Source organism: Vreelandella lutescens, assembly GCF_014640815.1.
Taxonomy (GTDB): Bacteria; Pseudomonadota; Gammaproteobacteria; order Pseudomonadales; family Halomonadaceae; genus Vreelandella; species Vreelandella lutescens.
This window is the reverse complement of sequence record NZ_BMHM01000002.1, coordinates 646,508-672,320: the sequence shown is the minus strand read 5'-3', so window position 1 is coordinate 672,320 and position 25,813 is coordinate 646,508. Positions and strand designations below refer to the sequence as shown.

Here is a 25,813-nt window from a genome sequence, read left to right as displayed (position 1 = left end):
TTGCTGGAGTGATCTATCTTTTGATACAGAACGGGAGGCTCATTGCCTCCCGTTTTATTTTACCAAGTCATAAAGTCTGATAGGCTTGGCAGCCTTCAAGATGTGCTTAATTCTCCGACCATTGATAGCGAAATGTGATCCTTGGTATGGATCACCACTGCGCTCAAGGAATACCTGAATGCCCATTGTAACACTGCCCGATGGCAGCCAAAGAACGTTTGAAGCTCCCCTTTCTATTATGCAGCTGGCAGAATCCATTGGCCCTGGTTTGGCCAAGGCCTGCGTAGCCGGCAAGATTGATGGTGTGCTGGTTGATGCTGCCGATATCATTGAGCAGGATGCAGACGTTTCAATTATTACTGCCCGTGATGAAGAAGGGCTTGAAATTATCCGCCACTCCTGTGCTCACTTAATTGGGCACGCGGTGAAGCAGCTATACCCCGATGCCAAAATGGCGATCGGTCCAGTCATTGATGATGGCTTTTACTACGATATCGATTTTGGTAAGTCGGTAACGCCAGAAGATATGGAAGCCATTGAAAAAAGAATGCAGTCGCTGATCGATCATGAATACGATGTTGTTCGTGAGTATGTCGACCGCGAGCAAGCGATGGCAGCCTTTGAGAAGCGTGATGAGACCTATAAGCAAGAGATCATTCGCGACATTCCCGAAGGTGCGACCATCCGTCTTTATCACCATGAAGAGTACACGGACATGTGCCGTGGCCCGCATGTGCCTAATACTCGGCATTTAAAAGCATTCAAGTTGACCAAGCTTGCGGGTGCTTACTGGCGTGGTGACTCCTCTAATCCGATGCTGACGCGTATTTATGGCACGGCATGGGGTGATAAAAAACAGTTAAAAGCCTACCTGAAGAGGCTGGAAGAAGCGGAGAAGCGTGATCACCGTAAGCTAGCGCGGAAAATGGATTTATTTCATCTTCAAGAAGAAGCGCCGGGCATGGTCTTTTGGCACCCTAATGGCTGGACAATGTACCAGGCATTAGAAGAGTACATGCGTAAAATTCAGCGTGAACACGGTTACCAAGAGATCAAAACGCCGCAAGTGGTGGATCTCTCTCTTTGGAAAAAATCAGGACACTGGGGACACTACAGTGAACTGATGTTTACGACAGAGTCGGAGAAACGTGAGTATGCCGTTAAGCCGATGAACTGCCCATGTCACGTGCAGGTTTTTAATCAAGGCTTGAAGAGCTACCGTGATCTGCCGCTGCGCTTGGCCGAGTTTGGCAGCTGCCACCGTAATGAACCTTCAGGTTCACTCCATGGTTTGATGCGAGTACGTGGGTTTACCCAGGACGATGCGCACATTTTCTGTACCGAAGGCCAAATTCAAGCTGAAGCTGAAGATTTTATAGCGTTAACGCTGCAGGTGTATAAAGCGCTTGGCTTCGAAGATGTTGAGCTGAAGCTTTCAACGCGCCCTGAAGACTTCCTTGGTGAAGCCGAAATGTGGGATCAGGCTGAGCAAGGTCTAGAGGCGGCATTGAATGCGACGGGCTTGAAGTGGGATCTGCAGCCGGGTGAGGGAGCGTTTTATGGCCCTAAAATTGAGTTCGCATTGCGTGATTGTCTGAATCGTGTTTGGCAGTGTGGTACCCTACAGCTCGATTTTAACTTGCCAGGACGTTTAGGGGCTCAGTACGTTGATGAAGATGGCGTGCGTAAGACCCCAGTGATGCTTCACCGCGCAATTTTAGGCTCCTTCGAGCGTTTCTTGGGGATTCTGATTGAGCACTATGCGGGCGCTATGCCATTATGGCTTTCGCCACAGCAGGCGGTTATCATGACCATCACCGATTCACAGCGTGAATATGCGCTTGAATTAGAGAATCGCCTGCAAAAAAGTGGCTTGCGTGTTAAAGCGGACTTGAGGAACGAGAAAATCGGCTTTAAAATCCGTGAGCATACGTTACAGAAAGTTCCCTATCTCCTTGTGGTAGGAGATAAGGAAGTCGAAGCTGACTCAGTGGCCGTGCGAACACGCAGCGGCGAAAACCTCGGTACAATGACGGTCGATGAATTTATTGAACGCCATACTGCCGAGAGAGCAGCCCTGGCGACATCGTCAATTGCCTAAGGAGACGGAACGATCAAGAGAAGCAACCAGCGCGGGCGTCCAGCAGACAAACGCCCACCAATGAACGAGCGTATTATCGAAGAAGAAGTGCGTCTAATTGATGCCGAAGGTGAGCAGTTGGGTGTTGTGCCCACCACCGAGGCTCTTGAACGTGCGGAAGCTGCCGGTTTAGACCTCGTGCAAATTTCGAATGCCGACCCCATCGTCTGTAAGATTATGGATTACGGCAAATTCGTTTTTGAGACCAAGAAGCAGAAAGCGGCTCAAAAGAAAAAGCAGAAGCAAATCCAGGTTAAGGAAGTTAAATTCCGTCCTGGCACCGACGAAGGCGATTATCAGGTTAAGCTTAAAAACCTGATCCGCTTTTTGGAAGGTGGTGACAAGGGTAAGGTCACATTGCGCTTCCGTGGTCGTGAAATGGCGCACCAGGACATTGGCCGTAAGCTAATGGAACGGATCGCGGCAGACCTGGAAGAGATCGGAGCGGTGGAGTCTTTCCCCAAAATGGAAGGCCGCCAAATGATCATGATTCTTGCCCCGAAAAAGAAGTGATCCAACGGCGAAGTTAACGGGCCAGCGCGAAGGCGCTGGTCGGCCCTGGGTTTTCTAAAAAATATCGAGCGGAGTTCTCTCATGCCGAAAATCAAAAGCAACAGCGGCGCTGCAAAGCGCTTCAAAAAGACCGCTAACGGCTTCAAGCACAAGCAGTCTTTCCGTAGCCACATCTTGACCAAGAAGTCGACCAAGCGTAAGCGTCAGCTGCGTGGCATGAAGCAGATTCATGCGTCAGACAAAGCGCTGATTCAGCGCATGCTGCCGAATCTGTAAGGTCGATTTATCTTATCTGAGCGCATTTAGCCTCAGTCATAAAGTCAGGAGTGTGTTATGACCCGTGTTAAGCGTGGCGTAGTTGCCCGTCGTCGCCATAAAAAAGTACTGAAGCAGGCCAAAGGTTACTACGGTGCCCGTTCGCGTGTTTTCCGCGTAGCCAAACAGGCTGTTATCAAAGCCGGTCAGTATGCGTACCGTGACCGCCGCAACCGTAAGCGCCAATTCCGTGCGCTGTGGATTCAGCGTATCAACGCTGGTGCGCGCATTAACGGCATGTCTTACAGCCGCTTTGTTGGCGGTTTGAAGAAAGCCGGTATTGAAATTGACCGTAAAGTATTGGCCGACCTGGCAGTACACGAAAAAGCGGCGTTTGCTGCTATCGTGGAAAAAGCCAAGGCTGCCCAATAAGGCAAATCACACTGATCCAGTATCAGTGTGAAATGTCCGAGGTCATTTCAGTGTGACCCATGCAGGGGAAGAGCAGCCGCTCTTCCCCTGTTTTTTTGTCACCTTCAACATGCCAGCCATCCTTAGAGATGGAACCGCTTAATTCGGAGTAAATCGGATGGACCACCTTCCTACTCTGGTGTCAGAGGCCCGCGATGCTATTCAAGCTGCGCAGAGCGTCTCAGCGCTAGATGAGTTGCGCGTACGTTACTTAGGTAAAAAAGGCGAAGTGACGGCCTTATTGAAAGGGCTGGGCAAGCTATCGGCTGAAGAGCGTCCTGCGGCTGGTGAGCAAATTAACCAAGCCAAGCAAACGCTATCAGCTGAGATCGACGCCAAGCGTCAGCAGCTTGAGAGCGAGGCGCTGAATGCTCGTTTGGCAGCAGAGCGGATCGATGTCACATTGCCGGGACGTGACCTGGAGAGTGGTGGCTTGCACCCTGTGACGCGCACGCTTGAGCGTATCGAAGGCTTGTTTACCCGCATTGGTTATGATGTAGCGGTGGGTCCTGAGATTGAGGATGACTACCATAACTTCGAGGCGCTCAATATCCCCGCCCATCACCCTGCGCGTGGGATGGCCGACACGTTTTATTTCGACGCCACCCGCTTGCTGCGTACTCATACCTCTCCCGTGCAAGTGCGCACAATGAAGAGTAGTGAGCCGCCCATCCGTATCGTGTGCCCGGGGCGCGTCTATCGCAGCGACTCGGACCTGACGCATACGCCGATGTTCCATCAGGTAGAAGGCCTGTTGGTCGATGAGGGCGTGAGCTTTGCCGATCTGAAGGGGACCATTGAAGACTTCCTCCAGGCATTTTTTGAGCGTGATGATCTATCGGTTCGCTTCCGTCCCTCCTACTTCCCATTCACTGAGCCCTCTGCTGAGGTCGATATTCAGTGCGTGATGTGTAGTGGCAACGGTTGTCGTGTTTGCTCACATAGCGGATGGCTTGAGGTCATGGGTTGCGGCATGGTGCACCCTGAAGTATTCCGGCACTCCGGCATTGATACCGAGCGATACACCGGCTTTGCCTTTGGTATGGGCGCTGAGCGTTTGGCGATGCTGCGCTACGGCGTTAATGACCTGCGCTTGTTCTTTGAGAACGACTTGCGCTTTCTTCGTCAATTCACCTAAGACCGCTGCCAGCGACGGGAATCCCTATGAAATTTTCAGAACAGTGGCTGCGTGAATGGGTAGCCCCGCAGCTTAATACGCAGGCCATTGCCGATCAGATCACCATGGCGGGCCTGGAAGTAGATGCCGTAGAGGCCGTTGCCGCTGCGTTTAGTGGCGTTGTTGTAGCTGAAGTGCTTACTAAAGAGAAGCATCCTGATGCTGATAAGCTTAACGTGTGTACCGTGAATGACGGCACAGGTGAGCCAGTGCAGGTGGTGTGCGGTGCGCCCAACGTCGACGTAGGCCAGAAAATTCCCTTTGCTCAGGTAGGGGGCGTGCTGCCGGGCGATTTTAAAATCAAAAAGGCAAAGCTGCGCGGCGTTGAGTCTCGCGGCATGATTTGCTCGGCATCCGAGCTGGGGCTGGAGGAAGAAACTTCGCCTGGCATTCTGGTGCTATCAGTGTCCGCGCCCGTCGGAACAAGCTTTCGCGAGTATATGCAGCTTGACGATATGACCATTGAGGTCGATCTCACGCCGAATCGTGGCGACTGTCTCAGCGTTAAAGGTCTTGCAAGAGAGGTGGGTGTTCTCAACCGTCTACCTGTCAGTGGCCCTGAGATCATTGCTGTTGAGGCGAGTATTGATGATACCTTTCCCATCAGTATTGAGGCTCCTGAGCAGTGTCCGCGCTATTTAGGGCGTGTCATTAAAGGCGTTAACGTTAGTGCAGAGACGCCGCTGTGGATGGTTGAGCGGCTGCGTCGTAGCGGCGTGCGCTCGATTGACCCGGTAGTGGATGTCACCAACTACGTGATGCTAGAGCTGGGTCAGCCGCTGCACGCGTTTGATCGTGATAACTTGCAGGGCGGTATTACTGTCCGTTTGGCACGAGAGGCTGAGCGTTTAACACTGCTGGACGGCCAAGAGGTGGCGCTGCGCCCTGAAACGCTGGTCATTGCTGATGAGCGTGGCCCCTTGGCCATGGCTGGCATCATGGGGGGAGAAAATTCAGGGGTAAACGAAAAAACCCACACGATTTTTCTTGAGTCGGCCTTTTTTGCGCCGCTTGGCATTGCCGGGCAAGCGCGTTCTTATGGTTTGCATACCGATGCGTCGCATCGCTTTGAGCGAGGCGTTGATCCAGAGCTTCCTGCCATGGCGGTGGAGCGTGCGACAAAGCTCCTTATAGACATATGTGGTGGTCAAGCGGGGCCGGTGGTGGAGTCCCTGAGTCAAGAGCATTTGCCTGCGGCTCGCTCTATTTTGCTGCGCGAGGCTCGGTTAGAGGCCGCTCTGTCCAAGCAGCTGCCTGCTGACGATGTGACCGATATCCTTCAGCGCCTGGGCCTTCAGGTCGATAAGCAGGTAGAAGGTTGGTCAGTTGTAGCGCCTAGCTGGCGTTTTGATGTTGCCATTGAAGAGGACCTCATTGAAGAAGTCGCTCGTATTCATGGCTACAATAATCTGCCGGTTCGTCGTCCAGCCGCTCGGTTATCGCTGCGGCCAGCCAATGAAGCAGTGCTGACGCTGTCACAGTTACGCAACCAAATGGTGGCACGTGGCTTCCAGGAAGCAGTCACTTATAGCTTTGTGGCACCTGACCTGCAGGCAGCGATGCTGCCCGAGGCGGTGTCTCCGGTGCTCGCAAATCCGATTTCATCGGATCTTTCGGTGATGCGGGCGAGCCTGTTTCCCGGCCTAGTGCGTGCTCTTGAACATAACCTCAATCGCCAGCAAACACGTGTGCGTCTTTTTGAGAGCGGTTTGGTGTTCAACGGCCATCTTGATAACTTAACCCAGGTGCCGATGATGGGGGCCTTGGTATGTGGTGGACGTGAAGCAGAGGGATGGAGCGGTGCCAAGGCCCCGGTAGATTTTTATGACCTGAAAGGGGATTTAGAGAGCCTGCTAGCAATGGGCGGTGCCTTAGATCAATGGCGTTTCGAGCCAGGTGAGCATCCTTCGCTGCATCCTGGGCAAACAGCGCAGCTATTCCATGAAGGCAAGCCAGCAGGTTGGATTGGCACGCTACACCCGCAAGTACGTGCCAAGTTAGGGCTCAAGGTGGATGCGGTTCTCTTTGAGGTTCGCCTTGATGCGTTGAGTCAGGGGGCCATTCCAGCCTTCGAGCCGCTTTCCCGCTACCCAGAGGTGCGTCGCGATTTGGCTTTTATGCTAAAAGAGGCAACGCCCGTGCAAGCGCTGCTGGATTGTGCAAAAGCGCAAGCAGGCGATTACTTGAAAGACATTAAGCTATTTGATGTCTATGCTGGTAAAGGCGTCGCCGATGGGTATAAGAGCATTGCATTGGGCTTGACCTGGCAGCACGCTTCGCGCACGCTAAATGATGAAGAAATCAACCAGTTGGTTGATTCGATCGTCACTAACGTGCGAGCTGAACTAGATGCCGAGCTTCGCGGCTGAAAAGCTATGTCATAACAAGCTATACCATGACACAGCGCTTATCACGTTCTTGGCAATGCGTTTGCTACACCGTTTGCTACATGGAGGAGCCATATGGGTGCGTTGACCAAAGCAGAGCTAGCTGAGCATTTGCATACTGAGCTTGCGCTGTCAAAGCGAGAGGCTAAAGCGATGGTGGAGGCTTTCTTTGAAGAAATCCGCGCCTGTCTGCGTGAAAACGAGCAGGTAAAACTGTCGGGGTTTGGTAACTTTGACTTACGTGATAAGCGCGAACGTCCTGGGCGAAACCCAAAGACGGGTGAAGAGATTCCTATCTCAGCCCGCCGGGTAGTGACGTTTCGTCCGGGGCAGAAGTTAAAGCAGCAGGTAGAGTGTTATTCAAGTAGCCAGTGATGGCACTGTTGATACTGTGAGCTTGCTCTATGTGAAGGAGTGCCATGTGGCACTCCTTTTTCATGATGGATAAGCGATGATAAGGAACCCGCTAGACGCCTCTACCCTCAATTAGCCACGTGATCACTACTTTTATGACATAGCCCAACATTCCCGCGCCCAATACGACAAACAGCATAATGGTGCCAAATTTACCCGCATTCGATTTCTTTGCCAGATCCCAAATAATAAAACACATAAAAATCATCAAGCCGCCAACCATGATGGGCGTGATCCATGTCTCAAAGGCCTGTTGCATAAGCGCTCCTCTAGAACGATTGTCGGTAGCCCATGGTGGGGCGTGCGTCATTTTTGCTAGTCGTGTTAATATTTGAGCAAATTCATCAGGTATTTGTCGACTCAACTTTGCTAGCTTCACAAAGTGCAGAGCGACACCTTTGCCGAGGAGTAGCCCGTGCCTAAGTTAACTATCCTGGTCGGCACCATGTACGGTGGTGCATTAGACGTTGCAGAGCAGGTCAAGCCGCTGTTTGAACAGGCGGGGTATGCGGTTGATATCTCAGAACAGCCCTCTGTTGAGGATGTGGTGCAAGCGAATGACCTAACGCTTTTTTGTGTCTCTACCACCGGGAGCGGTGATTTTCCTGGAAACTTTGTGCCTTTCGTTCGCAATCTTAAAACCCAAAGCCCTTCGTTGGCAGGTATGCGCTATGGGCTCATCGCGCTAGGCGATAGCTCCTATGGTGATACATTCTGTGGTGCGGGTAGGGCGTTGGACGATCTACTCCAAGACCACGGTGCCCATCGCTTGGGTGAGCGTTTGGAAATTGATGCGATGGAAACATTTATGGCGGATGACGCAGCAGTTCCTTGGGTAGAAGAGTGGATTAATACGCAGCAATTGAAGGTCGCGTGATTATGCAGCGAACGCTTTACTCTCCTCAGCGTGTGAGCGTGGCGATTGGATTATGTATCGTCATGCTCTCTGCGCTGCCGCGTTATATGGTGGGTGGACATGAAACTCGGCAAACGCTGTTGCTGATGGCCTTGGCCTTAGTGGCCGTGGCTGCCGCTGTTCAGTGGAAAATGTTGCCCTTATCTGCCCGGCAAGCACTGCCAGCCTTGCTGAAACGTCTTGCCGCGATGCTAGTGCTTGGTGCAGTAGTCATGGGGGCTTGGCACGCGGTGTTCACCGACTGGATCAGTTGGCAAGTATTTATCTCGCATGCGGCTACCTGCGGTTTATTGCTTCATGCTGTGTCACTATGGTGGTCGTCGCAAGAGTAAATGTTTTACAGTCATTAAGTGTCCAGATTCCATAGAAATGACTAAAAGCGGTGGTTTTCACTGCTTAAACCCTTGTAATTGATGCTTGCGCCCCCATCTTGCGAGCATGGCGCTTGCCACCATGCGTCAGGGTTCTTAAAATTGCCCCCTTGAACATATTTTACGCAATCAACACAACGCCCAGCCGCTAGAGGACAATTCATGCAAGTTTCCGTCGAGACGACCTCCCAGATCGAACGCCGCATCACTATTCAAGTGCCGGCAACTGAAATCGACGAGGCCGTCAGCGCTCGCTTGAAAGACACCGCGAAAAACGCTCGTTTGAACGGTTTTCGCCAAGGCCGGGTGCCAATGGCCGTCGTGCGTCAGCGCTATGGCGACAGCGTCCGCAGTGAAGTGGTCGGTGAAGTAATGCGTGAGCGTTACGTGCGTGCGATCACTGAAGAGGGCCTCAATCCCGCTGGTTTTCCGCAAATTGAGCCAAAGGTCAACGAAGAAGGTAAAGACCTTGAGTTTGTAGCGGTAATGGAAATTTATCCGCAGGTTGAGCTAGCGTCTATCGAAGGCACTGACGTTGAGCGCCCCGTAGTATCTGTTAGTGAAGCAGACGTCGATGAAATGATCGACACGCTGCGTAAGCAAAACGCAGGTTGGGAAGAAGTCGAGGCAGCTGCCGCTGACGGCGATCAAGTGACAATCGACTTCCAAGGCTTTTTGGGCGACGAGCCGTTTGACGGCGGTAGCGCAGAAGGGCACGCGCTAGTGATTGGCTCCAATAGCTTCATTCCAGGCTTTGAAGAGCAGTTGATCGGTGCTAAAGCTGGCGAAGAGAAGACTCTTTCTGTGACGTTCCCGGCCGATTACCAAGCCGAGCATCTGGCTGGCCAAGACGCTACCTTTAAAGTCACTGTTCATAAGGTAAGCAGCCAAAAACTGCCGGAAGTTGACGCTGCATTCATTGAGCGTTTTGGTGTGGAAGGCGGAGACGAAGCCAACTTCCGTGCTGAGATTAAGAAGAACATGACTCGTGAAGCCTCACAGGCGGTCGATAATCGTGTTAAGCAGCAGGTATTGGACGCGCTCAAAAAGGCGAATGATATCCCTGTGCCTAGCGCCCTTGTTCAGCAAGAGACGGATGGCATGAAGCGCCAAGCCGCTCAGCAGTTTGGCCTGGGTGAAGATTTCGACGTGAGCCAGTTGCCTAACGAGCTTTTTGAAGAGCAAGCTAAGAGCCGCGTCCAAGTAGGTTTGCTGCTGGCTGAAGTGATCAAAGCTAATAAGCTGGATGCAGACGACGCGGCCATTAAAGCTAAAGTAGAAGAGCTGGCTGAGCAATATCAGGACCCCTCTGAAGTCGTTGAGTACTACATGGGTAATGAGCAGCTGAAAACGCAGGTAAAATCTGCCATTCTCGAAGAGAAAGCCGTTGAGAAGCTGCTGGAGCAAACGAACGTTAAAGACGTAGAAATGTCTTACCAGCAAGCGCTGGCTGCTGCTCAGCAACAAGCTGAGCAAGATGAGAACGCCGAAGAAGGCGAACAGGCAGGCGCCTGATCTCATCGCGTGGCGCACCCTGTCGGGGTGCGCTTTTCCCTTACCGGACGCAAGGAATCACCCGAATGAGTGAGTTTGAAATTCAAAACGCCGGCGGTTTAGTGCCCATGGTGGTTGAGCAGAGCGCCAAAGGGGAAAGAGCCTACGACATTTACTCGCGTCTTCTTAAAGAGCGCGTGATCTTTTTGGTAGGCCCGGTAGAAGATTACATGGCCAACCTCGTCGTGGCGCAGCTGCTGTTTCTTGAGTCTGAGAATCCCGATAAGGACATTCACCTTTACATCAATTCACCCGGTGGTTCGGTAACGGCGGGTATGTCGATTTACGACACCATGCAGTTCATTAAGCCGGATGTATCTACTGTATGTATCGGTCAAGCCGCCAGCATGGGTGCACTGCTGCTAACCGCTGGCGCTGCTGGTAAGCGTTACTGCTTGCCTAACTCCCGCGTGATGATTCATCAGCCGCTGGGTGGTTATCAAGGTCAGGCCTCAGATATTGAGATTCACACTCGTGAAATCCTCGGTATCCGGGAAAAACTCAATCAAATTCTGGCCCATCACACTGGGCAGGATATTGAGAAGGTTGCCCAAGACACTGACCGCGACAATTTCATGAGCGCCAATAAAGCAAAAGAGTATGGCTTGATTGACGCAGTGCTGGATAAGCGGCCTACATCCTGATAGCGTGATAGGATTCTGCTTTTCTAACGAGCTTTTTAGGCGGCGTCAGCCGCCGCAGTGACAGAGGTACGCGAATGGCCGACGGCAAAGGCAAGGACGAAGGTGGCAAACTGCTTTACTGCTCGTTTTGCGGCAAAAACCAAAACGAAGTACGTAAGCTAATTGCTGGCCCGTCCGTGTATATCTGCGATGAGTGTGTCGACTTATGTAATGACATCATTCGCGAAGAAGTTCTCGAAGCCGATGCCGAGAGCGATGAGGAGCGTTTACCTACGCCTCGCGAAATACGTCATACATTAGACGACTACGTCATCGGGCAAGACCGCGCCAAAATGGTGCTGTCAGTAGCGGTGTATAACCACTACAAGCGCTTGAAGTCAGAAGTGCGTGAAGGCGATGTAGAGCTAGGTAAATCCAACATTCTGCTCATTGGTCCTACGGGCAGCGGTAAAACGCTGCTTGCTGAGACTATGGCGCGGCTATTGAATGTACCTTTCACTATTGCTGATGCAACGACGCTGACTGAAGCAGGCTACGTGGGTGAAGATGTTGAAAACATCATCCAAAAGCTGCTGCAAAAGTGTGACTACGACGTTGAGAAAGCTGAGCGCGGCATCGTCTATATCGATGAAATCGACAAAATCTCACGTAAATCGGATAACCCATCGATTACTCGTGATGTTTCTGGCGAAGGCGTACAACAGGCGCTGCTCAAGCTGATTGAAGGCACAACGGCTTCCGTTCCTCCTCAAGGTGGTCGTAAGCACCCGCAGCAGGAGTTTGTGCAGGTCAATACGGCCAATATCCTGTTTATCGTGGGTGGTGCGTTTGCTGGCCTGGATAAAGTCATTCGCGACCGTGCTGAAAAAGGCGGAATTGGCTTTAATGCCAGCGTGAAAAGTAAAGAGTCTTCGCGCGGTGTTGGCGAGCTGTTAGCGGACGTTGAACCAGAAGATTTGGTCAAGTTTGGCCTGATCCCAGAGTTCGTTGGCCGCCTGCCGGTCATTGCGACGCTGACCGAGTTAACAGAAGATGCATTGGTACAGATTTTGACGGAGCCTAAAAACTCGCTGGTCAAACAGTACGCTAAACTCTTCGAGATGGAAGATGTGGGACTTGAGTTTAGAGACGATGCACTACGTGCTGTAGCTACAAAAGCAATGGAACGTAAGACTGGTGCACGTGGCCTGCGCTCTATCCTAGAGTCTGTGCTGCTAGATACCATGTATGAAATTCCTTCTTTAGAAGGTGTCAGTAAAGTCGTCATCGATGGTTCAGTTATCGCTGGCGAAAGCGAGCCACTGTTGATCTACTCGCAGCAGGAAGACACCCGTGTCGACGGTACTGACGGCTAGCCCTTCGGTACGCTTCACGGCCTAGCTTTCACCGCTTGCGCCAAACCAAGGGGTCGCCTAGGCGGCCCCTTGTTGTTCATTGGTTATTGATGAAACGGCTGGCCTGCACACGGTTGGTGCACCAGGTCGTGCCTTTCACACTGTGAGGTACTTGGCTAAGTACCCTTCAAGTACTCATCCGAATTTGAGGAACGTCTGCGATGCAGCAGAACGCCGATCAGACACAATGTCTACCCCTGTTGCCTTTGCGGGATGTGGTTGTGTACCCGCAAATGGTTATTCCACTTTTTGTTGGCCGTGAGAAGTCCATCCAAGCCTTAGAAGCTGCGATGGAAGCCGACAAGCGTGTACTGCTGGTGGCTCAGCGCGAGGCCTCACAGGACGATCCTGATAATGCGGATCTCTATGCCATGGGGACTGTCGCGGACATCATGCAGCTGCTCAAACTGCCCGATGGCACTGTTAAAGTGCTGATCGAGGGTAGCTTCCGTGCTGATGTTATTGAGATTGAAGAAAACGAAGCGGGCTACACCCAGGCGCACTTAACGCCCCGTGAAAGCGAGCCCCTCACCAGCCGCGAGCAAGAGGCACTGGTGCGTGTTCTGCTCAATCAGTTCGAGCAGTACGTCAAGCTGTCTAAGAAAGTGCCCAATGAAGTGCTGAATTCGCTATCTGGCATTGAAGACCCAAGCCGCTTAGTCGATACCATCTGTGCCCATCTGTCGCTCAAAATTGGTGACAAGCAGGAACTGCTTGAAATGGATCGCGTGCGTGATCGTATCGAGCACTTGATGGCGCTGATTGAGTCAGAAATCGATCTGCTTCAAGTTGAGAAGCGTATCCGCTCACGGGTTAAAGAGCAGATGGAGAAGACCCAGCGCGAGTACTACCTCAACGAACAGATGAAGGCCATCCAGAAAGAAATGGGTGAGCTGGATAACGTTCCTAATGAAGCCGAGAAGTACGAGCAGGCGATTAAAGAGTCGGGGATGCCCAAAGAGGCGTCTGATAAGGCGACTCAAGAGCTGAATAAGCTCAAAATGATGGCGACCAACTCTGCTGAGGCGACGGTTGTCCGCTCATATCTGGATTGGCTGATTGCGGTGCCGTGGAAAAAGCGCACGCGCGTGAAGCACGATTTGGTTAAAGCCCAGCAGGTGCTGGATGAAGACCATTATGGTCTGGAAGAAGTGAAGGCGCGCATTTTAGAGTATTTGGCGGTACAAAAGCGCGTTCGTAAACTAAAAGGCCCTGTGCTGTGCCTCGTAGGCCCGCCTGGGGTGGGTAAAACCTCGCTAGGGCAGTCGATTGCCCGCGCAACCAATCGTAAGTATGTACGCTTGGCTCTGGGCGGCGTACGAGATGAATCAGAGATCCGTGGTCATCGCCGCACTTACATCGGTTCACTGCCCGGCAAGCTAATGCAGCGCATGAGCCGTGCTGGTGTAAAAAACCCGCTTTTCCTATTGGATGAAGTCGATAAGCTCGGCATGGACCATCGTGGTGATCCGGCATCAGCGCTCTTGGAAGTGCTAGACCCCGAGCAGAATAATAGCTTTAGCGATCATTATCTTGAGTTAGATTATGATCTTTCCGAGACGCTATTTATCTGTACGGCGAACTCGATGAATATTCCTGGGCCCTTGCTTGATCGCATGGAGATTATTCGTCTGCCCGGCTACACCGAAGACGAGAAGCTCGCCATCGCAAAGCGCTACCTGCTGCCCAAGCAGCTAGAGGCGAACGGGCTCAAAGCAGAAGAGTTAGCGCTGAATGATGACGCACTTCTTGAGCTGGTGCGCTATTACACGCGTGAAGCAGGCGTGCGCGAACTAGAGCGTCAGATCGCAAAAGTGTGTCGTAAAGTGTTGCGTGAGCGCTTAGAGGCCGAGCGCACTTCTGAAGATAAGTCGGGTAGTAAGCTTCAAGCACAACAGGTGCTGTCGGCCGATCACATTGAGACTTACGCCGGGGTTCGTCGTTACAGCTACGGCTTGGCGGAGCAGGAAGATCAAGTGGGTCGTGTGACAGGGTTGGCTTGGACATCGGTGGGTGGTGAGCTACTTAACATTGAATCCGTCGTCACACCTGGTAAGGGGCGCATTAATAAAACGGGCTCTCTTGGCGATGTCATGAAAGAGTCGGTCAGTGCGGCGCAAACCGTCGTCAAGGCGCGTGCGCAAGCGTATGGTATCGATCCACAGCGTTTCGAGAACGAAGATCTGCATATCCATGTCCCAGAAGGTGCCACGCCGAAAGACGGGCCCAGTGCGGGTATTGCCATGGTAACCGCGATTGTCTCCGCCTATACTCAGCGTCCGGTTCGTTGTGATGTGGCCATGACCGGGGAAGTGAACCTGCGTGGTGAAGTATTACCGATTGGGGGCCTAAAGGAGAAATTGCTGGCGGCCCGGCGGGGTGGTATAAAGACCGTCCTAATCCCTGAGGAAAATCGTCGAGATCTCAAGGAAGTACCGGAGAATATCAAAGGAGCGCTTGATATTCGTCCCGTACGGTGGATAGATGATGTGCTGGCCGTTGCGCTGGCGGAGAACGTAGCCGAAGGTGCCTCGTTAAAGGGCGCAGATAAGTCGTTCAATACAAATGCTGTAGCAAGCACCCATTAAGCATTAAAGCAGTTTTGCTTTAATTTTACTTAATAAATTTGCCCAATGCCTTGAGCGGCGGGCATTTCACGTCTCGGTCGCTTGACAGGTGTTTCAAGGCATTGCTATAAAACGCAGCTATGCTTTGAGGTTGATGCACTCGGTGACCGTGCCGTTCAGAGCCATTTTTTTGAAACAGTTAAGGGGTGAAGTGTGAATAAGTCCGAGCTGATTGAAGCTATTGCCGCGTCTGCTGATATTCCTAAAGCAGCGGCAACCCGCGCATTGGATGCCATGGTGGAGTCTGTCACCGATAGCCTCAAAAAAGGCGAGAGTGTTTCTCTGGTAGGTTTTGGCACTTTCGCTATCAAAGAGCGTGCTGCACGTACTGGTCGTAATCCCCAAACGGGCCAGCCGATTGAAATCAGCGCGGCAAAAGTGCCCAGCTTTAAAGCAGGTAAAGCGCTGAAAGACGCCGTCAACTAATTGGCTCGCGTTTGCTGTAACCTAATGGGCGCATCGCATCCGCGATGCGCCCATGTTCTTTTCTGGCCCGATGGTTTGGGCGATAGATGGCTTTGATGATCTGAGGCTAGCATGCTGCAAAGTATACGAGATGGCTCCAGAAGCTGGGGTGCCAAGATAATTATTGGTCTCATGGTGGCTGCCATGGCACTGTTTGGCGTGGAGTCGCTGTTTAGCGTATTTGGCAGTGACCCTAATGAGGTTGCAAGCGTTAACGGCGAGCCGATTATGCGCCAGCAGGTTGAGCTGGAAGTACAGCGTGCGCTGCGCTCTGGACAAGTACCTCCCGAGCAAGAGCGCGCTCTGCGCAACGATATGCTCGACCAACTGATTACCCAATCACTGTTGACTCAGTACGCTGAAGACGGCGGTTTCCTTGTCTCCGATGCGCAGCTGGATCAAATGATTGTTAGCCTCCCTGAGTTTCATGATCAGGATGGCCGGTTTTCGGCAGAGATATTCCGTAACCGCTTAGCCGGTGCTGGCTATACGCCGTTATCTTTTCGTGAAGAGCTGCGGGTTGATATTAAGCGTCAGCACCTGCAGCAGGGGCTCGCGTTTAGTGACTTCAGCTTACCCAGCGAGGAAGAGCGTTTAGCCGAACTGCAGCGTCAGCAGCGTGATTTCCGCTATGTAATGTTGAGTGCTGATGATGTCGACATCAATGTGGCGGTGACGGAAGAACAGCGACAAGCGTATTACGACGATAATCAGGATCGGTTCGAGCGTCCAGAGCAGGTCCGCGTTGAGTACGTCATGATTGACCGTCAGACCATGGCTGAAAATGTTGAGGTCGATGAGCAGGCACTTCGGGATGCATGGCGTGAGCAGAACCAAAGTGCTGACCGTCGCGTGTCGCACATCATGGTCACCTTTGGCGATGAGCGTAGTCGCGAAGAAGCCGAGACGGTAGCGAATGAAGCGTTAACTTCTCTCGATGATGGTGAGAGTTTTGCAGACACTGCGTTGCGCTACTCTGACGACACGGCCAGTGCTGAAAATGGCGGTGATCTTGGTGTCATCAGTCGTGGTTTCTTCGGCGATGCGTTTGACGAGGCGGCATTTTCATTAGGCGTGGGTGAAACCTCGCGACTGGTAGAGATGGATGGTGCTTTCCATATTCTGCAAGTAACCGAGCTATCAGGCCCATCGTTTGATGAGCAGCGCGATATGCTGGCTCAAGAGGTTGCTCTGCGTAACGTCAGTGATGAGTTTAATCAGCAGGTGCAAAGACTGATTGACGAAAGTTTTGCTGCCGATGACCTGCAAAGCGTGGCTGATGATCTTGGCCTGACGCTCAACCAAACAGACTGGCTGGCGCGTGGTGAGGGAGAGGGCGCGCTGTCCGAGCCGGGAGTATTGGAGGAAGCTTTCAGCGCTGACGTATTGGGAGAGGGTTACAACAGCGAAGTGATTGAGCTCGATAATGACCGCCGCCTCGTGCTGCGTGTCGCCGAGCACCGCGATGCTACCGTCTTGCCGCTAGAGGAAGTGCGCGAGGAAGTCGAGCAGGCCGTTGCTGCTCAGCAGCGCCAAGAAGCATTGCAAGAGCAGGCAGCAGAATTGATTGCCTCTCTGCGTGCAGGTGATGTCACGGAACTGGAGTGGCTGGAAGCCAATAACGTCTCCCGTCAATCGGATAGCACGTTGCCTCAGGCGCTGGTGGGAGAAATTTTCCGCATGCCTCGCCCAGAAGAGGGTGAAAGTGTTTATCGTGCCGTGAACATGCCGCAAGGGGTTGCTGTGGTTGCATTGGACAGCGTTTCTGTTGGCGACGTAGATGAGCAGATGACATCGTTTGTCGCGCAGATGGCCGAACAGCTGCGCGCCCAGTCGGTGATCCAGGGGTTGGTGGATGATCTGCGTAGCGACGCGGAGATCGAACGTTAAGCGTGATGGATGTTGACGCTAACGCATGAAACGAAAAAGCCGATCGAAATGATCGGCTTTTTTGTGGCTATCCGTATGGTGATTACGGTGGAGTGCTGAGCGTAAACTGGCGCAGAATAGGTTCTGCGTGGCGATCATCCGAGCGTTCAACCACCACATCCCAGCCGTGCTCGCTGTCCCAGTCACCTAGCACAAAGCGTTTGGCCGGCACGTCTTCCACCGTCAGGTCGTGTACTTTTGGCCGATGGGTATGACCATGAATCATGATCGATACGCCACAGCGTTGCATCAGCGAAACGACCTCTTCCTGAGTAACGTCCATGATGTCCTCAGCTTTTCCTGCATTGGCATCACCCGACTGCATACGCAGGCTCTTGGCGAGTTCAAGCCGCTGCTCTAGCGGCAGCGCAAGAATTTGTGCTTGCCACTGTTCACTGCGTGACTGTGCACGAAAGGCCATGTAGGCATCGTCTTTGGTGCACAGGCTGTCGCCATGCAGAATGACAACGGGCACGCCTTGCAGCTCGACCTGTTCGCTTTCAGGTAACAGCGTGGCTCCGCAGTCATTGATGAAGCGTTCGCCCAACAAAAAATCTCGATTGCCATGAATGAAATACACAGCCGTCCCCGCGTCGCTTAACACACGCAGGCGCTGAGTCACCTCATGAGCCACTGCGCTCAATGGGTGGGGAGTGTCTAGCAGGTCGTCGCCAATCCAGGCATCAAAAAGATCGCCCAAAATGTAGAGCGCGTCCGCACCTTGAGCGGTCTGTTCCAAGTAACGATAGAACCCCTGATTGATCTCAGGGGTATCGTGACTTAGATGCATATCAGCGATGAGCAGAGTACGCATAAAGCTCCTAACGGTTATTCCGCTTCCTTCACGTAAGCGCGCTCGATGATGACATCTTCCGCGGGCACGTCGGCATGCATACCACGACGCGTAGTGCTAACGCCCTTAATAGCGTTAACCACATCCATGCCTTCAACGACTTCACCAAATACCGCGTAACCCCAGCCTTGCAGGCTTTTGCCGCTGTGGTTAAGGAAGCTGTTGTTACCCACGTTGATAAAGAACTGCGCAGTGGCAGAATGCGGGTCTTGGGTGCGGGCCATTGCCAGGGTGCCGACAGTATTCTGCAGGCCGTTGTCCGCTTCGTTTTCAATCGGATCGCGGGTGGCTTTCTGGTTGAAATCCTGATCGAAGCCGCCGCCCTGAACCATGAAGCCATCAATGACCCGGTGAAACAGCGTGCCGTCGTAAAAACCGTCGCGCACATACTGCTCGAAATTCGCCGCGGTGGCCGGGGCTTTTTCATGATTAAGCGCAATGGTGATGTCACCGTGGTTCGTCTGTAATACGATCATAGATAAATTCCTGTTCAATAAAGGCGTTCGCCTTGGCGCTGTGCATCGGCGTCACGTTATAATAGCGGTTTTGCTCGGCACCGCGAAGCGCAAACCCGGATTGCGTTCGTATCGTTTGCCCAGCACGCCATCCACCATGAGGTTATTAACACCACCATGACCAACGAGACCACCCCAGCGCCGAACTTCATTCGCAACCAAGTACGCGACGAGATAGAGGGCGGCCAGGTCACCAAAATTGTGACGCGCTTTCCCCCCGAGCCTAACGGTTTTTTGCATATCGGCCACGCCAAGTCGATTTGCCTTAACTTCGGGTTGGCAGAGCAGTTAGGTGGTGAGTGTCATTTGCGCTTTGACGACACCAACCCAGCGAAAGAAGAGCAGGCGTACATTGACGCTATCAAAGAGGACGTCAGTTGGTTGGGCTTTGAGTGGGCAGGCCCCGTGCGCTTTGCCTCCGACTACTTCGACCAGCTTTACGCCTGGGCTCAGCATCTGATCCGTGAAGGCAAAGCCTATGTGGATGACCTGTCTCCGGATGAAATCCGGGAGTATCGCGGTACCCTCACTGAGCCGGGTAAGCCAAGCCCGTATCGCGAGCGCAGCGCCGAGGAAAACCTTGATTTGCTAGAGCGGATGCGTAACGGCGAGTTTGGCGAAGGTGAAAAAGTGCTGCGTGCCAAAATTGATATGGCATCGCCCAATATTAATCTGCGCGATCCGATCCTGTACCGGATTCGTCACGCCCACCACCACCAAACCGGTGATAAGTGGAAAATCTACCCCTCGTACGATTTTACCCACGGCCAGTCGGATGCCATTGAGGGCATTACTCATTCCATCTGTACGTTGGAGTTTGAAGACCACCGCCCGCTGTATGAGTGGTTCTTAAATAACCTGCCGGTGCCCGCGAAGCCCCGTCAGATCGAGTTTGCACGCCTTAATCTTGACTACACCTTAACCTCTAAGCGCAAGCTGAAGCTGTTGGTGGATGAGCAGATTGTTGATGGGTGGGACGACCCGCGGATGCCGACCATCTCCGGTATGCGTCGTCGTGGCTACACCGCCGCTTCCATCCGCAAATTCTGCGAGATGATTGGTGTCACCCGTTCCGACGGTGGTTTGGTGGATATTGCCATGCTGACCCATGCCATCCGCTCAGACCTGGAAGATAACGCGCCGCGCGCCATGTGCGTGATGAAGCCGCTGAAAGTAGTGCTGACCAACGTTCCGGAAGATCATGAAGAGGTCTACGAGGTGCCTGGGCACCCGGCGCGTGATGATATGCCAATGCGTAAAGTGCCGTTTGGTCGCGAGCTCTATATCGACCAAGACGACTTTATGGAAGACGCGCCGAAGAAATTCTTCCGCCTAGCACCGGGCAAAGAAGTGCGCCTGCGTAACAGCTACGTGATTCGCTGTGATGAAGTGATTAAAGACGACGCGGGCGAGATTGTTGAACTGCGCTGCTCTGTGGACTTCGACACCCTGGGTAAAAACCCGGAAGGACGCAAGGTGAAAGGGGTCATTCACTGGGTAAGCGCAACTCACGGTGTGCCGGTAGAAGTACGTCTGTATGACAACCTGTTTATGGTTGAACAGCCGGATCGAGATAAAGATGTTGATTTTCTCGAACATTTGAATCCGGAGTCCCTGGTGGTATGTCAGGCCATTGGTGAGCCAAGCCTCGCCCATGCGGCACCTGAAGACCGTTTTCAGTTCGAGCGTATGGGGTACTTCTGCGCAGATCGCCATGCCTCCACCGCTGAACACCTCGTATTCAACCGTACCGTCGGTCTGAAAGATAGCTGGGCGAAAATCAAACAGAAGGGTTAAGGAAACGTCATATGCACATTTACAATACGCTGACACGCCGCAAAGAGCCTTTTAGCCCACTGGTTGCTGGCAAGGTCAGCATGTACGTTTGCGGCATGACGGTGTATGACTACTGTCACCTTGGCCACGCCAGGGTGATGGTGGCCTTTGACGTGATTACCCGCTATCTGCGCCACCGTGGCTACGACGTAACCTACGTGCGTAATATCACGGATATTGACGATAAAATCCTCAAACGGGCCGAGGAGAATGGCGAAAGCATCAGCGCGCTCACCGAGCGCATGATTGCTGCGATGCACGAAGATGAGGCGCGCCTGAACGTGCTGCCGCCGAGCCAGGAGCCCCGTGCCACGGGGCATATTGGCGATATCGTTGCCATGATCGAAACGCTCATCGAAAAAGGCTTTGCCTACGCAGCAGCCAATGGTGACGTATATTACCGAGTGCGTAAATTTGCCGACTACGGCAAATTGAATAACCGTCAGTTGGATGACATGCGCTCTGGTGCACGGGTCGATGTTGATGTGCACAAAGAAGACCCGCTGGATTTCGTGCTTTGGAAAGCGGCCAAGCCCGGTGAAGCCCACTGGCACTCCCCTTGGGGAGACGGGCGACCGGGTTGGCACATTGAGTGCTCCGCGATGTCGACCTGCTGCTTGGGCGATACCTTCGATATTCATGGTGGCGGGCCAGATTTAACTTTCCCCCACCATGAAAACGAGATTGCCCAATCGGAAGCGGCGACAGGGAAAACCTACGTTAATACCTGGATGCATGCCGGAGCCGTTCGCGTCAATCAAGAGAAAATGTCCAAGTCGTTAGGCAATTTCTTCACCATTCGCGACGTGCTCGCCGAGCACGACCCAGAAGTCGTGCGCTACCTGTTGGTGGCCAGCCACTATCGCAGCGCTATTAACTACTCGGTGGATTCGCTGGTCGAGGCACGCAAGTCACTAACGCGGCTTTATACGGCATTAGACGGAGTTGACGCTGATGAGCAGGCAGCCGCCAGCGACGCGTCAGAGCGCTTCACAGCGGCAATGGACGACGACTTCAATACGCCCATCGCCTTGGCCGCGCTATTCGACTTGGCTCGTGATCTCAACCGTGCAAAAAGCGATCAGCCAGCAGAGGCACCACGCCTGGCAGGCGAATTAAAGCGTTTGGCCAGTGTGCTGGGGCTATTGCAGCAAACGCCACAAACGTTCCTGAAGGGCGCTCAGCAGCAGGTAGCCCTGAGCGAATCGGAAATTGAAGCGAAAATCGCTGAGCGACAAGCGGCAAAAGCCAATAAGGACTTTGCCCAGGCTGATGCCATTCGCGATGAGCTGGCTGCCCTTGGCATCATTCTCAAAGATTCTCGGGAAGGAACCACCTGGGTCATCGAAGCGCCTTAATCGTTGTAAACGGTCAGTCGTCGTTAACGCGGCGTCTGACTTCAACGCAGCAGGCTCTTATACTGAAACGATACGACCAAGACGCTCATTGAAAAGGACGACCCCATGCGCTCACTGTTTACACCTGCCATGGCTGCCTGTTTATCGACGGTGGCCTTTTCTGTGGCGACCCTCTCTACGGCCAATGCCAACGACCCCGTAGTGGTCTCCTCTAAAATCGACACCGAAGGCTCTGTACTAGGCGAGCTGATTATTCAGACGCTAGAGCGTAACGGTATTCCCACGGAAGATCGGCTTCAGCTTGGTGGTACCAGCGTGGTACGCAGTGCGTTGCAGGCGGGAGAGGTTGATCTTTACCCCGAATACACCGGCAACGGTGCGTTCTTCTTTGATATGACAGATAGCCCGGTATGGAACAGCGCTGAAGACGCCTACCAAACCGTGCGCGAGCGTGATGCGGAACAGGGCCTAATCTGGCTTCAGCCAGCCAGTGCCAACAACACCTGGGCCATGAGCATTCGTCAGGATGTGGCCGAATCCAACAGCTTAACCACGCTGGATGATTTGGCCGCTTACCTTGCCGACGGCGGGGAGTTCAAGTTCGCCGCCAGCGCTGAGTTTGTGGAATCCGCCCAGGCGCTACCTGCTTTCCAAGAAGCCTACGGCTTTGAGTTAAGCGATGACCAACTGCTGGTACTGTCTGGTGGCAACACGGCTGCGACGATGCGTGCAGCGGCTCAGCAAACCAGCGGCGTCAATGGTGCTATGACGTATGGCACCGACGGTGGCTTAAGCGCTTTAGGCCTTGTTGTGCTTGAAGACTCTAAAGGCGTCCAGCCGGTGTATCAGCCAGCGCCAGTGGTGCGGGAAGAAGTGTTGAATGCCTATCCGGAGATGGAAGCGCTGCTGAATGAGGTATTCGCCACGCTAGACCTTGTAACGCTGCAAGAGCTCAACGCAGATGTCGCGGTGAATGGTTTCTCGCCGGATCAGGTCGCCAGCGACTACCTCGACGGCCTGGATGACTAATGAATGTCGTTAATCGACGCCTTGCCATCGCCCGCCCTCCGTCGCCGTTCATGGCATCCTAATAGTGTATTGTTATGCCTAAGCGGCGTCATGTTGGCGTCCGCTTGGCTATTCAGCCTTGTCAGCGTTGCTCCTAATCGTATTGTCACCGGTACGTCCTTTGGCATAGTGGATGCCATTGGGTGGCCGGGTGCCGCGCTAATATCCATGCTCTTTATGGCTATTGCCGCGTTGGCTACTGTGCCAAGCCAGGGTCACTACCGTGCCATATTAGGCATTATTATGTTAACGCTGCTGCTCATGCCCTTTGGCTTGATGGTGGCTGGACACTGGCTGGTGGACGCCTCAATGCCCCAAGCGCGATTGGGAATCGGGGCAGCTTATTGGACGGTGCTCTTTGTTTTGCTGTTGTGCTTAGTAGAGCTGCGTTTGCGGTTGGGGCTATCACGGTGGTGGCCAACGCTGATTCTAAGTGCCATCGGCGCGGTGTGGTGGGGGTGTGCCGCATTGTGGTTGGGTAATCTGGCCCTAGTACAAGAGTTCCAGGCACGAGACACACAGTTTTATCAGGCGGTGAAACAGCATATTGCACTAGTCAGTATCGCGGTCGGAGTTAGCGTTGTACTTGGGCTGCTCTTAGCGATGCTGATGCGCCGGTATCAGCGCCTGCAAAAGGTGGCCTTCGCACTGCTTAACTTCCTGCAAACGATTCCCAGCTTAGCGTTGTTTGGTTTGTTGCTTGCCCCGTTGGCCTGGCTTGGGGCTAACGTGCCTATGCTGGCGGCGTTGGGAATTAGCGGTATTGGCAACGCTCCAGCTTTGATTGCTCTGATCGCTTACAGCCTGCTGCCTATGGTGCGTAACACCTATATTGCCCTGGAAGAGGTCAGCGTTGAGACACTTCAGGCGGCAAAAGCGATGGGCATGCGCACCGGGCAGCGTTTCTGGCAGGTGCGTTTTCCGTTAGCGCTTCCCGTATTATTGGAAGGGGTGCGTATTACGGCGGTACAGGCTGTCGGGTTAACCGCCGTGGCGGCGCTGATCGGTGCTGGCGGTTTAGGAACGTTTATTTTTCAAGGGTTGGGACAGGCCGCGATGGACATGGTGTTACTTGGTGCGCTGCCTATCCTGATCTTGGCACTGATGGTGGATGCAGGTTTAGGGGCATTGGCCGACGCGCTGCGCCCCGGAGGACAGGAATGATAGAGCTTTCCCATGTTTCAAAACGCTTTGGTGACGAGACAGCGGTTGATGACATTACGTTGCGGGTTGCGAAAGGAAAGTTCTGTGCGTTGGTAGGAACGTCTGGGTGCGGTAAATCCACCACCTTGCGGATGATCAACCGACTGATTGAGCATAGCAGCGGCGATATTATCCTGGATGGGCAGTCGATTGAGCAGTACGACCCGGTGAAACTGCGTCGACGCATTGGTTATGTGATTCAGAGCACGGGGCTTTTTCCACATTGGAACGTTGCGCGCAATATTGGCTTGGTGCCTCGGCTGCTGAAATGGCCTGCAACAGAGATCACCGCGCGTGTAGAGGAACTGATGGGTGTGCTTGGCCTGCCGGTGGGTGAGTTCGCCCATAAATATCCGCATCAGCTCTCGGGTGGCCAAGCGCAGCGGGTAGGCGTGGCCCGGGCCTTAGCCGCAGACCCCGATATACTGCTGATGGATGAGCCGTTCGGCGCACTCGATCCTATTACCCGTGAAAAACTGCAAGATGAGCTTGCCAAGCTTCAGTCCCGACTGCATAAAACGGTCGTGTTTGTGACCCACGATATGGATGAAGCGCTGAGGCTGGCTGACCACCTAGTGGTGATGCGTGATGGCCGCATTGTTCAGCAGGGCAGCCCGCTAGCACTGCTGCAACAGCCTGCTGACCCGTTCGTGGATTCACTGCTAGGTGGGCTTGAGCGAGGGTTGAAACAGGCAGCGTTAACCCGAGTGAAAGATCATATGACATCGCTTGGCCCGACGTTGCCGGCGCAATCTCGAATTCCTACCGATTTCTCGCTGCGCCAAGCGCTTTCCATGATGCTGCGCGACCACTGTGATCGCTTAACCGTGGTGGATCAAAACGACATGCCGATAGGAGAGCTTTCACTGCGCCGTATTGTGAAAGAGGCGCAGTTGGATAAGGTGAGCCAGCGTGACGCCTAATGCTAACGTGGGGAGCGTGACGAATGTGCCCAACACTCAGTGGCTCCTGCCATTTGGCTGGGCACTGTTGCTGCTGATCAGCATCATGGGAATGCCGCTTCTGGAGAGCGTGTTTCGCTGGGTGGAGCCCGACGCGCGTCAGGTGATTTACAGTCGCGCAGCGTTTTACGAATTGCTCGGGCGTCATGTATTGGTAGTAGGAGTCGCGGCGGTAGTGACGATAACGGCCGGAGTGCTGGCAGGGATTGCCGTGACCCGTGAGCGCGGGCGTGATTTTTTACCGCTAGTGGGGCAGTTGGCGTCTCTTGGGCAAACGTTCCCCCCGGTGGCAGTGTTGGCACTGGCGGTGCCCGTTCTGGGGTTTGGTACGCTGCCTATTATCGTTGCGCTGATGCTCTACGGCCTGCTGCCGATTGTACGCAATACGCTGGCAGGAATTAACGACGTCGACGCGACCATCAAAGAGGCGGCCCAGGCGATGGGCATGACCCCTTGGCAAGTGTTGCGTCATGTGGAGTTGCCCCTGGCAGCCCCTGTTATTCTGGCGGGTGTGCGTACTTCGGTGACTATTAATATTGCCACGGCTGCACTCGGTGCCACCGTAGGGGCCAGTAATCTGGGAGATCCCATTATCGCGGGCATCGTCAATGGCAACATGGCCTACGTGCTGCAAGGCGCATTATTGATTGCACTGCTGGCGCTGAGTGTGGACAGCGCCTTTAACGTCTACCAACAGCGACTTCGACGCCGCCTCTCTGCGTTCTAGGTGCTCTCTGCGTCTTAAGTTGAATCCCTAAATG

General features: G+C 53.4%; 24 protein-coding genes. 21 read left to right on the top strand and 3 right to left on the bottom strand.

The annotated features are described in order from the left end of the window. Nucleotides 1-178: 178 nt before the first annotated feature. The 7 genes from thrS to IEW65_RS07425 all read left to right on the top strand — a co-directional run bounded on the left by thrS (nucleotide 179) and on the right by IEW65_RS07425 (nucleotide 7,318). Nucleotides 179-2,101 (top strand): threonine--tRNA ligase, encoded by a 1,923-nt coding sequence (gene thrS / locus IEW65_RS07455; RefSeq protein ID WP_188638843.1) that lies wholly within the window; start codon nucleotides 179-181, stop codon nucleotides 2,099-2,101. Nucleotides 2,102-2,161: 60 nt separating this feature from the next. Further along, nucleotides 2,162-2,653 carry a translation initiation factor IF-3 gene (infC, locus tag IEW65_RS07450; RefSeq protein WP_188638842.1) on the top strand — a complete coding sequence of 164 codons (492 nt, stop codon included), beginning with the start codon at nucleotides 2,162-2,164 and terminating at the stop codon, nucleotides 2,651-2,653. 81 nt (nucleotides 2,654-2,734) lie between these two features. Next, complete coding sequence (rpmI, locus tag IEW65_RS07445; protein WP_009724291.1) at nucleotides 2,735-2,929, top strand: 50S ribosomal protein L35; 195 nt, start codon at nucleotides 2,735-2,737, stop codon at nucleotides 2,927-2,929. A 57-nt stretch (nucleotides 2,930-2,986) separates the two neighbouring features. Further along, entirely contained in the window at nucleotides 2,987-3,340 is a 354-nt protein-coding gene (rplT, locus tag IEW65_RS07440; protein WP_009097607.1) for a 50S ribosomal protein L20, read from the top strand. A 157-nt stretch (nucleotides 3,341-3,497) separates the two neighbouring features. Then, nucleotides 3,498-4,517: a phenylalanine--tRNA ligase subunit alpha gene (gene pheS, locus IEW65_RS07435; RefSeq protein ID WP_188638841.1), complete on the top strand. Its 1,020-nt coding sequence runs from the start codon at nucleotides 3,498-3,500 to the stop codon at nucleotides 4,515-4,517. Between the two features lie 26 nt (nucleotides 4,518-4,543). Next, entirely contained in the window at nucleotides 4,544-6,925 is a 2,382-nt protein-coding gene (gene pheT / locus IEW65_RS07430; protein WP_188638840.1) for a phenylalanine--tRNA ligase subunit beta, read from the top strand. Nucleotides 6,926-7,018: 93 nt separating this feature from the next. Next, the gene (locus IEW65_RS07425) at nucleotides 7,019-7,318 is read left to right on the top strand and encodes an integration host factor subunit alpha (RefSeq protein ID WP_188638839.1); all 300 of its coding nucleotides are present in this window, start codon (nucleotides 7,019-7,021) and stop codon (nucleotides 7,316-7,318) included. A 91-nt stretch (nucleotides 7,319-7,409) separates the two neighbouring features. Here IEW65_RS07425 and IEW65_RS07420 read toward each other — a convergent pair whose 3' ends face one another. Beyond that, the gene (locus IEW65_RS07420; RefSeq protein WP_188638838.1) at nucleotides 7,410-7,616 is read right to left on the bottom strand and encodes a DUF2788 domain-containing protein; all 207 of its coding nucleotides are present in this window, start codon (nucleotides 7,614-7,616) and stop codon (nucleotides 7,410-7,412) included. A 156-nt stretch (nucleotides 7,617-7,772) separates the two neighbouring features. Between IEW65_RS07420 and IEW65_RS07415 the strand changes: the two genes are divergently transcribed. From IEW65_RS07415 to IEW65_RS07380, 8 genes are all read left to right on the top strand, one after another. Next, a complete protein-coding gene (locus tag IEW65_RS07415) occupies nucleotides 7,773-8,234 on the top strand; it encodes a flavodoxin domain-containing protein (RefSeq protein WP_188638837.1) in 462 nt (153 codons plus the stop codon). Between the two features lie 2 nt (nucleotides 8,235-8,236). After that, nucleotides 8,237-8,605 carry a hypothetical protein gene (locus IEW65_RS07410; RefSeq protein ID WP_188638836.1) on the top strand — a complete coding sequence of 123 codons (369 nt, stop codon included), beginning with the start codon at nucleotides 8,237-8,239 and terminating at the stop codon, nucleotides 8,603-8,605. A 201-nt stretch (nucleotides 8,606-8,806) separates the two neighbouring features. Then, nucleotides 8,807-10,159 carry a trigger factor gene (tig, locus tag IEW65_RS07405; RefSeq protein ID WP_188638835.1) on the top strand — a complete coding sequence of 451 codons (1,353 nt, stop codon included), beginning with the start codon at nucleotides 8,807-8,809 and terminating at the stop codon, nucleotides 10,157-10,159. A gap of 65 nt (nucleotides 10,160-10,224) precedes the next feature. Continuing rightward, entirely contained in the window at nucleotides 10,225-10,842 is a 618-nt protein-coding gene (clpP, locus tag IEW65_RS07400; protein ID WP_188638834.1) for an ATP-dependent Clp endopeptidase proteolytic subunit ClpP, read from the top strand. A gap of 74 nt (nucleotides 10,843-10,916) precedes the next feature. Continuing rightward, on the top strand, nucleotides 10,917-12,197 hold the full coding sequence (gene clpX / locus IEW65_RS07395) for an ATP-dependent Clp protease ATP-binding subunit ClpX (RefSeq protein WP_188638833.1): 1,281 nt from the start codon (nucleotides 10,917-10,919) through the stop codon (nucleotides 12,195-12,197). A gap of 200 nt (nucleotides 12,198-12,397) precedes the next feature. Beyond that, nucleotides 12,398-14,824, top strand: a complete 2,427-nt coding sequence (lon, locus tag IEW65_RS07390; protein WP_188638832.1) for an endopeptidase La — start codon at nucleotides 12,398-12,400, stop codon at nucleotides 14,822-14,824. 192 nt (nucleotides 14,825-15,016) lie between these two features. Beyond that, nucleotides 15,017-15,289 (top strand): HU family DNA-binding protein, encoded by a 273-nt coding sequence (locus IEW65_RS07385; RefSeq protein WP_009724302.1) that lies wholly within the window; start codon nucleotides 15,017-15,019, stop codon nucleotides 15,287-15,289. Between the two features lie 111 nt (nucleotides 15,290-15,400). Beyond that, the gene (locus IEW65_RS07380; protein WP_188638831.1) at nucleotides 15,401-17,218 is read left to right on the top strand and encodes a SurA N-terminal domain-containing protein; all 1,818 of its coding nucleotides are present in this window, start codon (nucleotides 15,401-15,403) and stop codon (nucleotides 17,216-17,218) included. A gap of 82 nt (nucleotides 17,219-17,300) precedes the next feature. Here the strand turns inward: IEW65_RS07380 and IEW65_RS07375 are convergent, their stop codons facing one another. Next, complete coding sequence (locus tag IEW65_RS07375; protein WP_188638830.1) at nucleotides 17,301-18,071, bottom strand: UDP-2,3-diacylglucosamine diphosphatase; 771 nt, start codon at nucleotides 18,069-18,071, stop codon at nucleotides 17,301-17,303. Nucleotides 18,072-18,085: 14 nt separating this feature from the next. Continuing rightward, nucleotides 18,086-18,586, bottom strand: coding sequence for a peptidylprolyl isomerase (locus IEW65_RS07370; RefSeq protein ID WP_083023535.1), 501 nt, complete (start codon nucleotides 18,584-18,586; stop codon nucleotides 18,086-18,088). Nucleotides 18,587-18,742: 156 nt separating this feature from the next. Between IEW65_RS07370 and IEW65_RS07365 the strand changes: the two genes are divergently transcribed. From IEW65_RS07365 to IEW65_RS07340, 6 genes are all read left to right on the top strand, one after another. Beyond that, nucleotides 18,743-20,422 carry a glutamine--tRNA ligase/YqeY domain fusion protein gene (locus tag IEW65_RS07365; RefSeq protein WP_188638829.1) on the top strand — a complete coding sequence of 560 codons (1,680 nt, stop codon included), beginning with the start codon at nucleotides 18,743-18,745 and terminating at the stop codon, nucleotides 20,420-20,422. Nucleotides 20,423-20,433: 11 nt separating this feature from the next. Then, nucleotides 20,434-21,819 carry a cysteine--tRNA ligase gene (gene cysS / locus IEW65_RS07360; RefSeq protein ID WP_188638828.1) on the top strand — a complete coding sequence of 462 codons (1,386 nt, stop codon included), beginning with the start codon at nucleotides 20,434-20,436 and terminating at the stop codon, nucleotides 21,817-21,819. Between the two features lie 105 nt (nucleotides 21,820-21,924). Further along, nucleotides 21,925-22,848: a glycine betaine ABC transporter substrate-binding protein OsmF gene (osmF, locus tag IEW65_RS07355; RefSeq protein WP_188638827.1), complete on the top strand. Its 924-nt coding sequence runs from the start codon at nucleotides 21,925-21,927 to the stop codon at nucleotides 22,846-22,848. Between the two features lie 3 nt (nucleotides 22,849-22,851). Beyond that, complete coding sequence (locus IEW65_RS07350; RefSeq protein ID WP_188638826.1) at nucleotides 22,852-24,051, top strand: ABC transporter permease; 1,200 nt, start codon at nucleotides 22,852-22,854, stop codon at nucleotides 24,049-24,051. After that, on the top strand, nucleotides 24,048-25,013 hold the full coding sequence (locus tag IEW65_RS07345) for an ABC transporter ATP-binding protein (protein ID WP_188638825.1): 966 nt from the start codon (nucleotides 24,048-24,050) through the stop codon (nucleotides 25,011-25,013). Before IEW65_RS07350 ends, IEW65_RS07345 begins: the two co-directional genes overlap by 4 nt. Then, the gene (locus tag IEW65_RS07340) at nucleotides 25,003-25,779 is read left to right on the top strand and encodes an ABC transporter permease (protein WP_422822609.1); all 777 of its coding nucleotides are present in this window, start codon (nucleotides 25,003-25,005) and stop codon (nucleotides 25,777-25,779) included. Before IEW65_RS07345 ends, IEW65_RS07340 begins: the two co-directional genes overlap by 11 nt. Nucleotides 25,780-25,813 lie beyond the last annotated feature (34 nt).

What these genes read in the sequence shown, in the direction of transcription:
- thrS (WP_188638843.1), top strand. Translation starts at nt 179, where the DNA reads ATGCCCATTGTAACACTGCCCGATGGCAGCCAAAGAACGTTTGAAGCT.
- infC (WP_188638842.1), top strand. Translation starts at nt 2,162, where the DNA reads ATGAACGAGCGTATTATCGAAGAAGAAGTGCGTCTAATTGATGCCGAA.
- rpmI (WP_009724291.1), top strand. Translation starts at nt 2,735, where the DNA reads ATGCCGAAAATCAAAAGCAACAGCGGCGCTGCAAAGCGCTTCAAAAAG.
- rplT (WP_009097607.1), top strand. Translation starts at nt 2,987, where the DNA reads ATGACCCGTGTTAAGCGTGGCGTAGTTGCCCGTCGTCGCCATAAAAAA.
- pheS (WP_188638841.1), top strand. Translation starts at nt 3,498, where the DNA reads ATGGACCACCTTCCTACTCTGGTGTCAGAGGCCCGCGATGCTATTCAA.
- pheT (WP_188638840.1), top strand. Translation starts at nt 4,544, where the DNA reads ATGAAATTTTCAGAACAGTGGCTGCGTGAATGGGTAGCCCCGCAGCTT.
- IEW65_RS07425 (WP_188638839.1), top strand. Translation starts at nt 7,019, where the DNA reads ATGGGTGCGTTGACCAAAGCAGAGCTAGCTGAGCATTTGCATACTGAG.
- IEW65_RS07420 (WP_188638838.1), bottom strand. Translation starts at nt 7,616, where the DNA reads ATGCAACAGGCCTTTGAGACATGGATCACGCCCATCATGGTTGGCGGC.
- IEW65_RS07410 (WP_188638836.1), top strand. Translation starts at nt 8,237, where the DNA reads ATGCAGCGAACGCTTTACTCTCCTCAGCGTGTGAGCGTGGCGATTGGA.
- tig (WP_188638835.1), top strand. Translation starts at nt 8,807, where the DNA reads ATGCAAGTTTCCGTCGAGACGACCTCCCAGATCGAACGCCGCATCACT.
- clpP (WP_188638834.1), top strand. Translation starts at nt 10,225, where the DNA reads ATGAGTGAGTTTGAAATTCAAAACGCCGGCGGTTTAGTGCCCATGGTG.
- clpX (WP_188638833.1), top strand. Translation starts at nt 10,917, where the DNA reads ATGGCCGACGGCAAAGGCAAGGACGAAGGTGGCAAACTGCTTTACTGC.
- lon (WP_188638832.1), top strand. Translation starts at nt 12,398, where the DNA reads ATGCAGCAGAACGCCGATCAGACACAATGTCTACCCCTGTTGCCTTTG.
- IEW65_RS07380 (WP_188638831.1), top strand. Translation starts at nt 15,401, where the DNA reads ATGCTGCAAAGTATACGAGATGGCTCCAGAAGCTGGGGTGCCAAGATA.
- IEW65_RS07375 (WP_188638830.1), bottom strand. Translation starts at nt 18,071, where the DNA reads ATGCGTACTCTGCTCATCGCTGATATGCATCTAAGTCACGATACCCCT.
- IEW65_RS07370 (WP_083023535.1), bottom strand. Translation starts at nt 18,586, where the DNA reads ATGATCGTATTACAGACGAACCACGGTGACATCACCATTGCGCTTAAT.
- IEW65_RS07365 (WP_188638829.1), top strand. Translation starts at nt 18,743, where the DNA reads ATGACCAACGAGACCACCCCAGCGCCGAACTTCATTCGCAACCAAGTA.
- cysS (WP_188638828.1), top strand. Translation starts at nt 20,434, where the DNA reads ATGCACATTTACAATACGCTGACACGCCGCAAAGAGCCTTTTAGCCCA.
- osmF (WP_188638827.1), top strand. Translation starts at nt 21,925, where the DNA reads ATGCGCTCACTGTTTACACCTGCCATGGCTGCCTGTTTATCGACGGTG.
- IEW65_RS07350 (WP_188638826.1), top strand. Translation starts at nt 22,852, where the DNA reads ATGTCGTTAATCGACGCCTTGCCATCGCCCGCCCTCCGTCGCCGTTCA.
- IEW65_RS07345 (WP_188638825.1), top strand. Translation starts at nt 24,048, where the DNA reads ATGATAGAGCTTTCCCATGTTTCAAAACGCTTTGGTGACGAGACAGCG.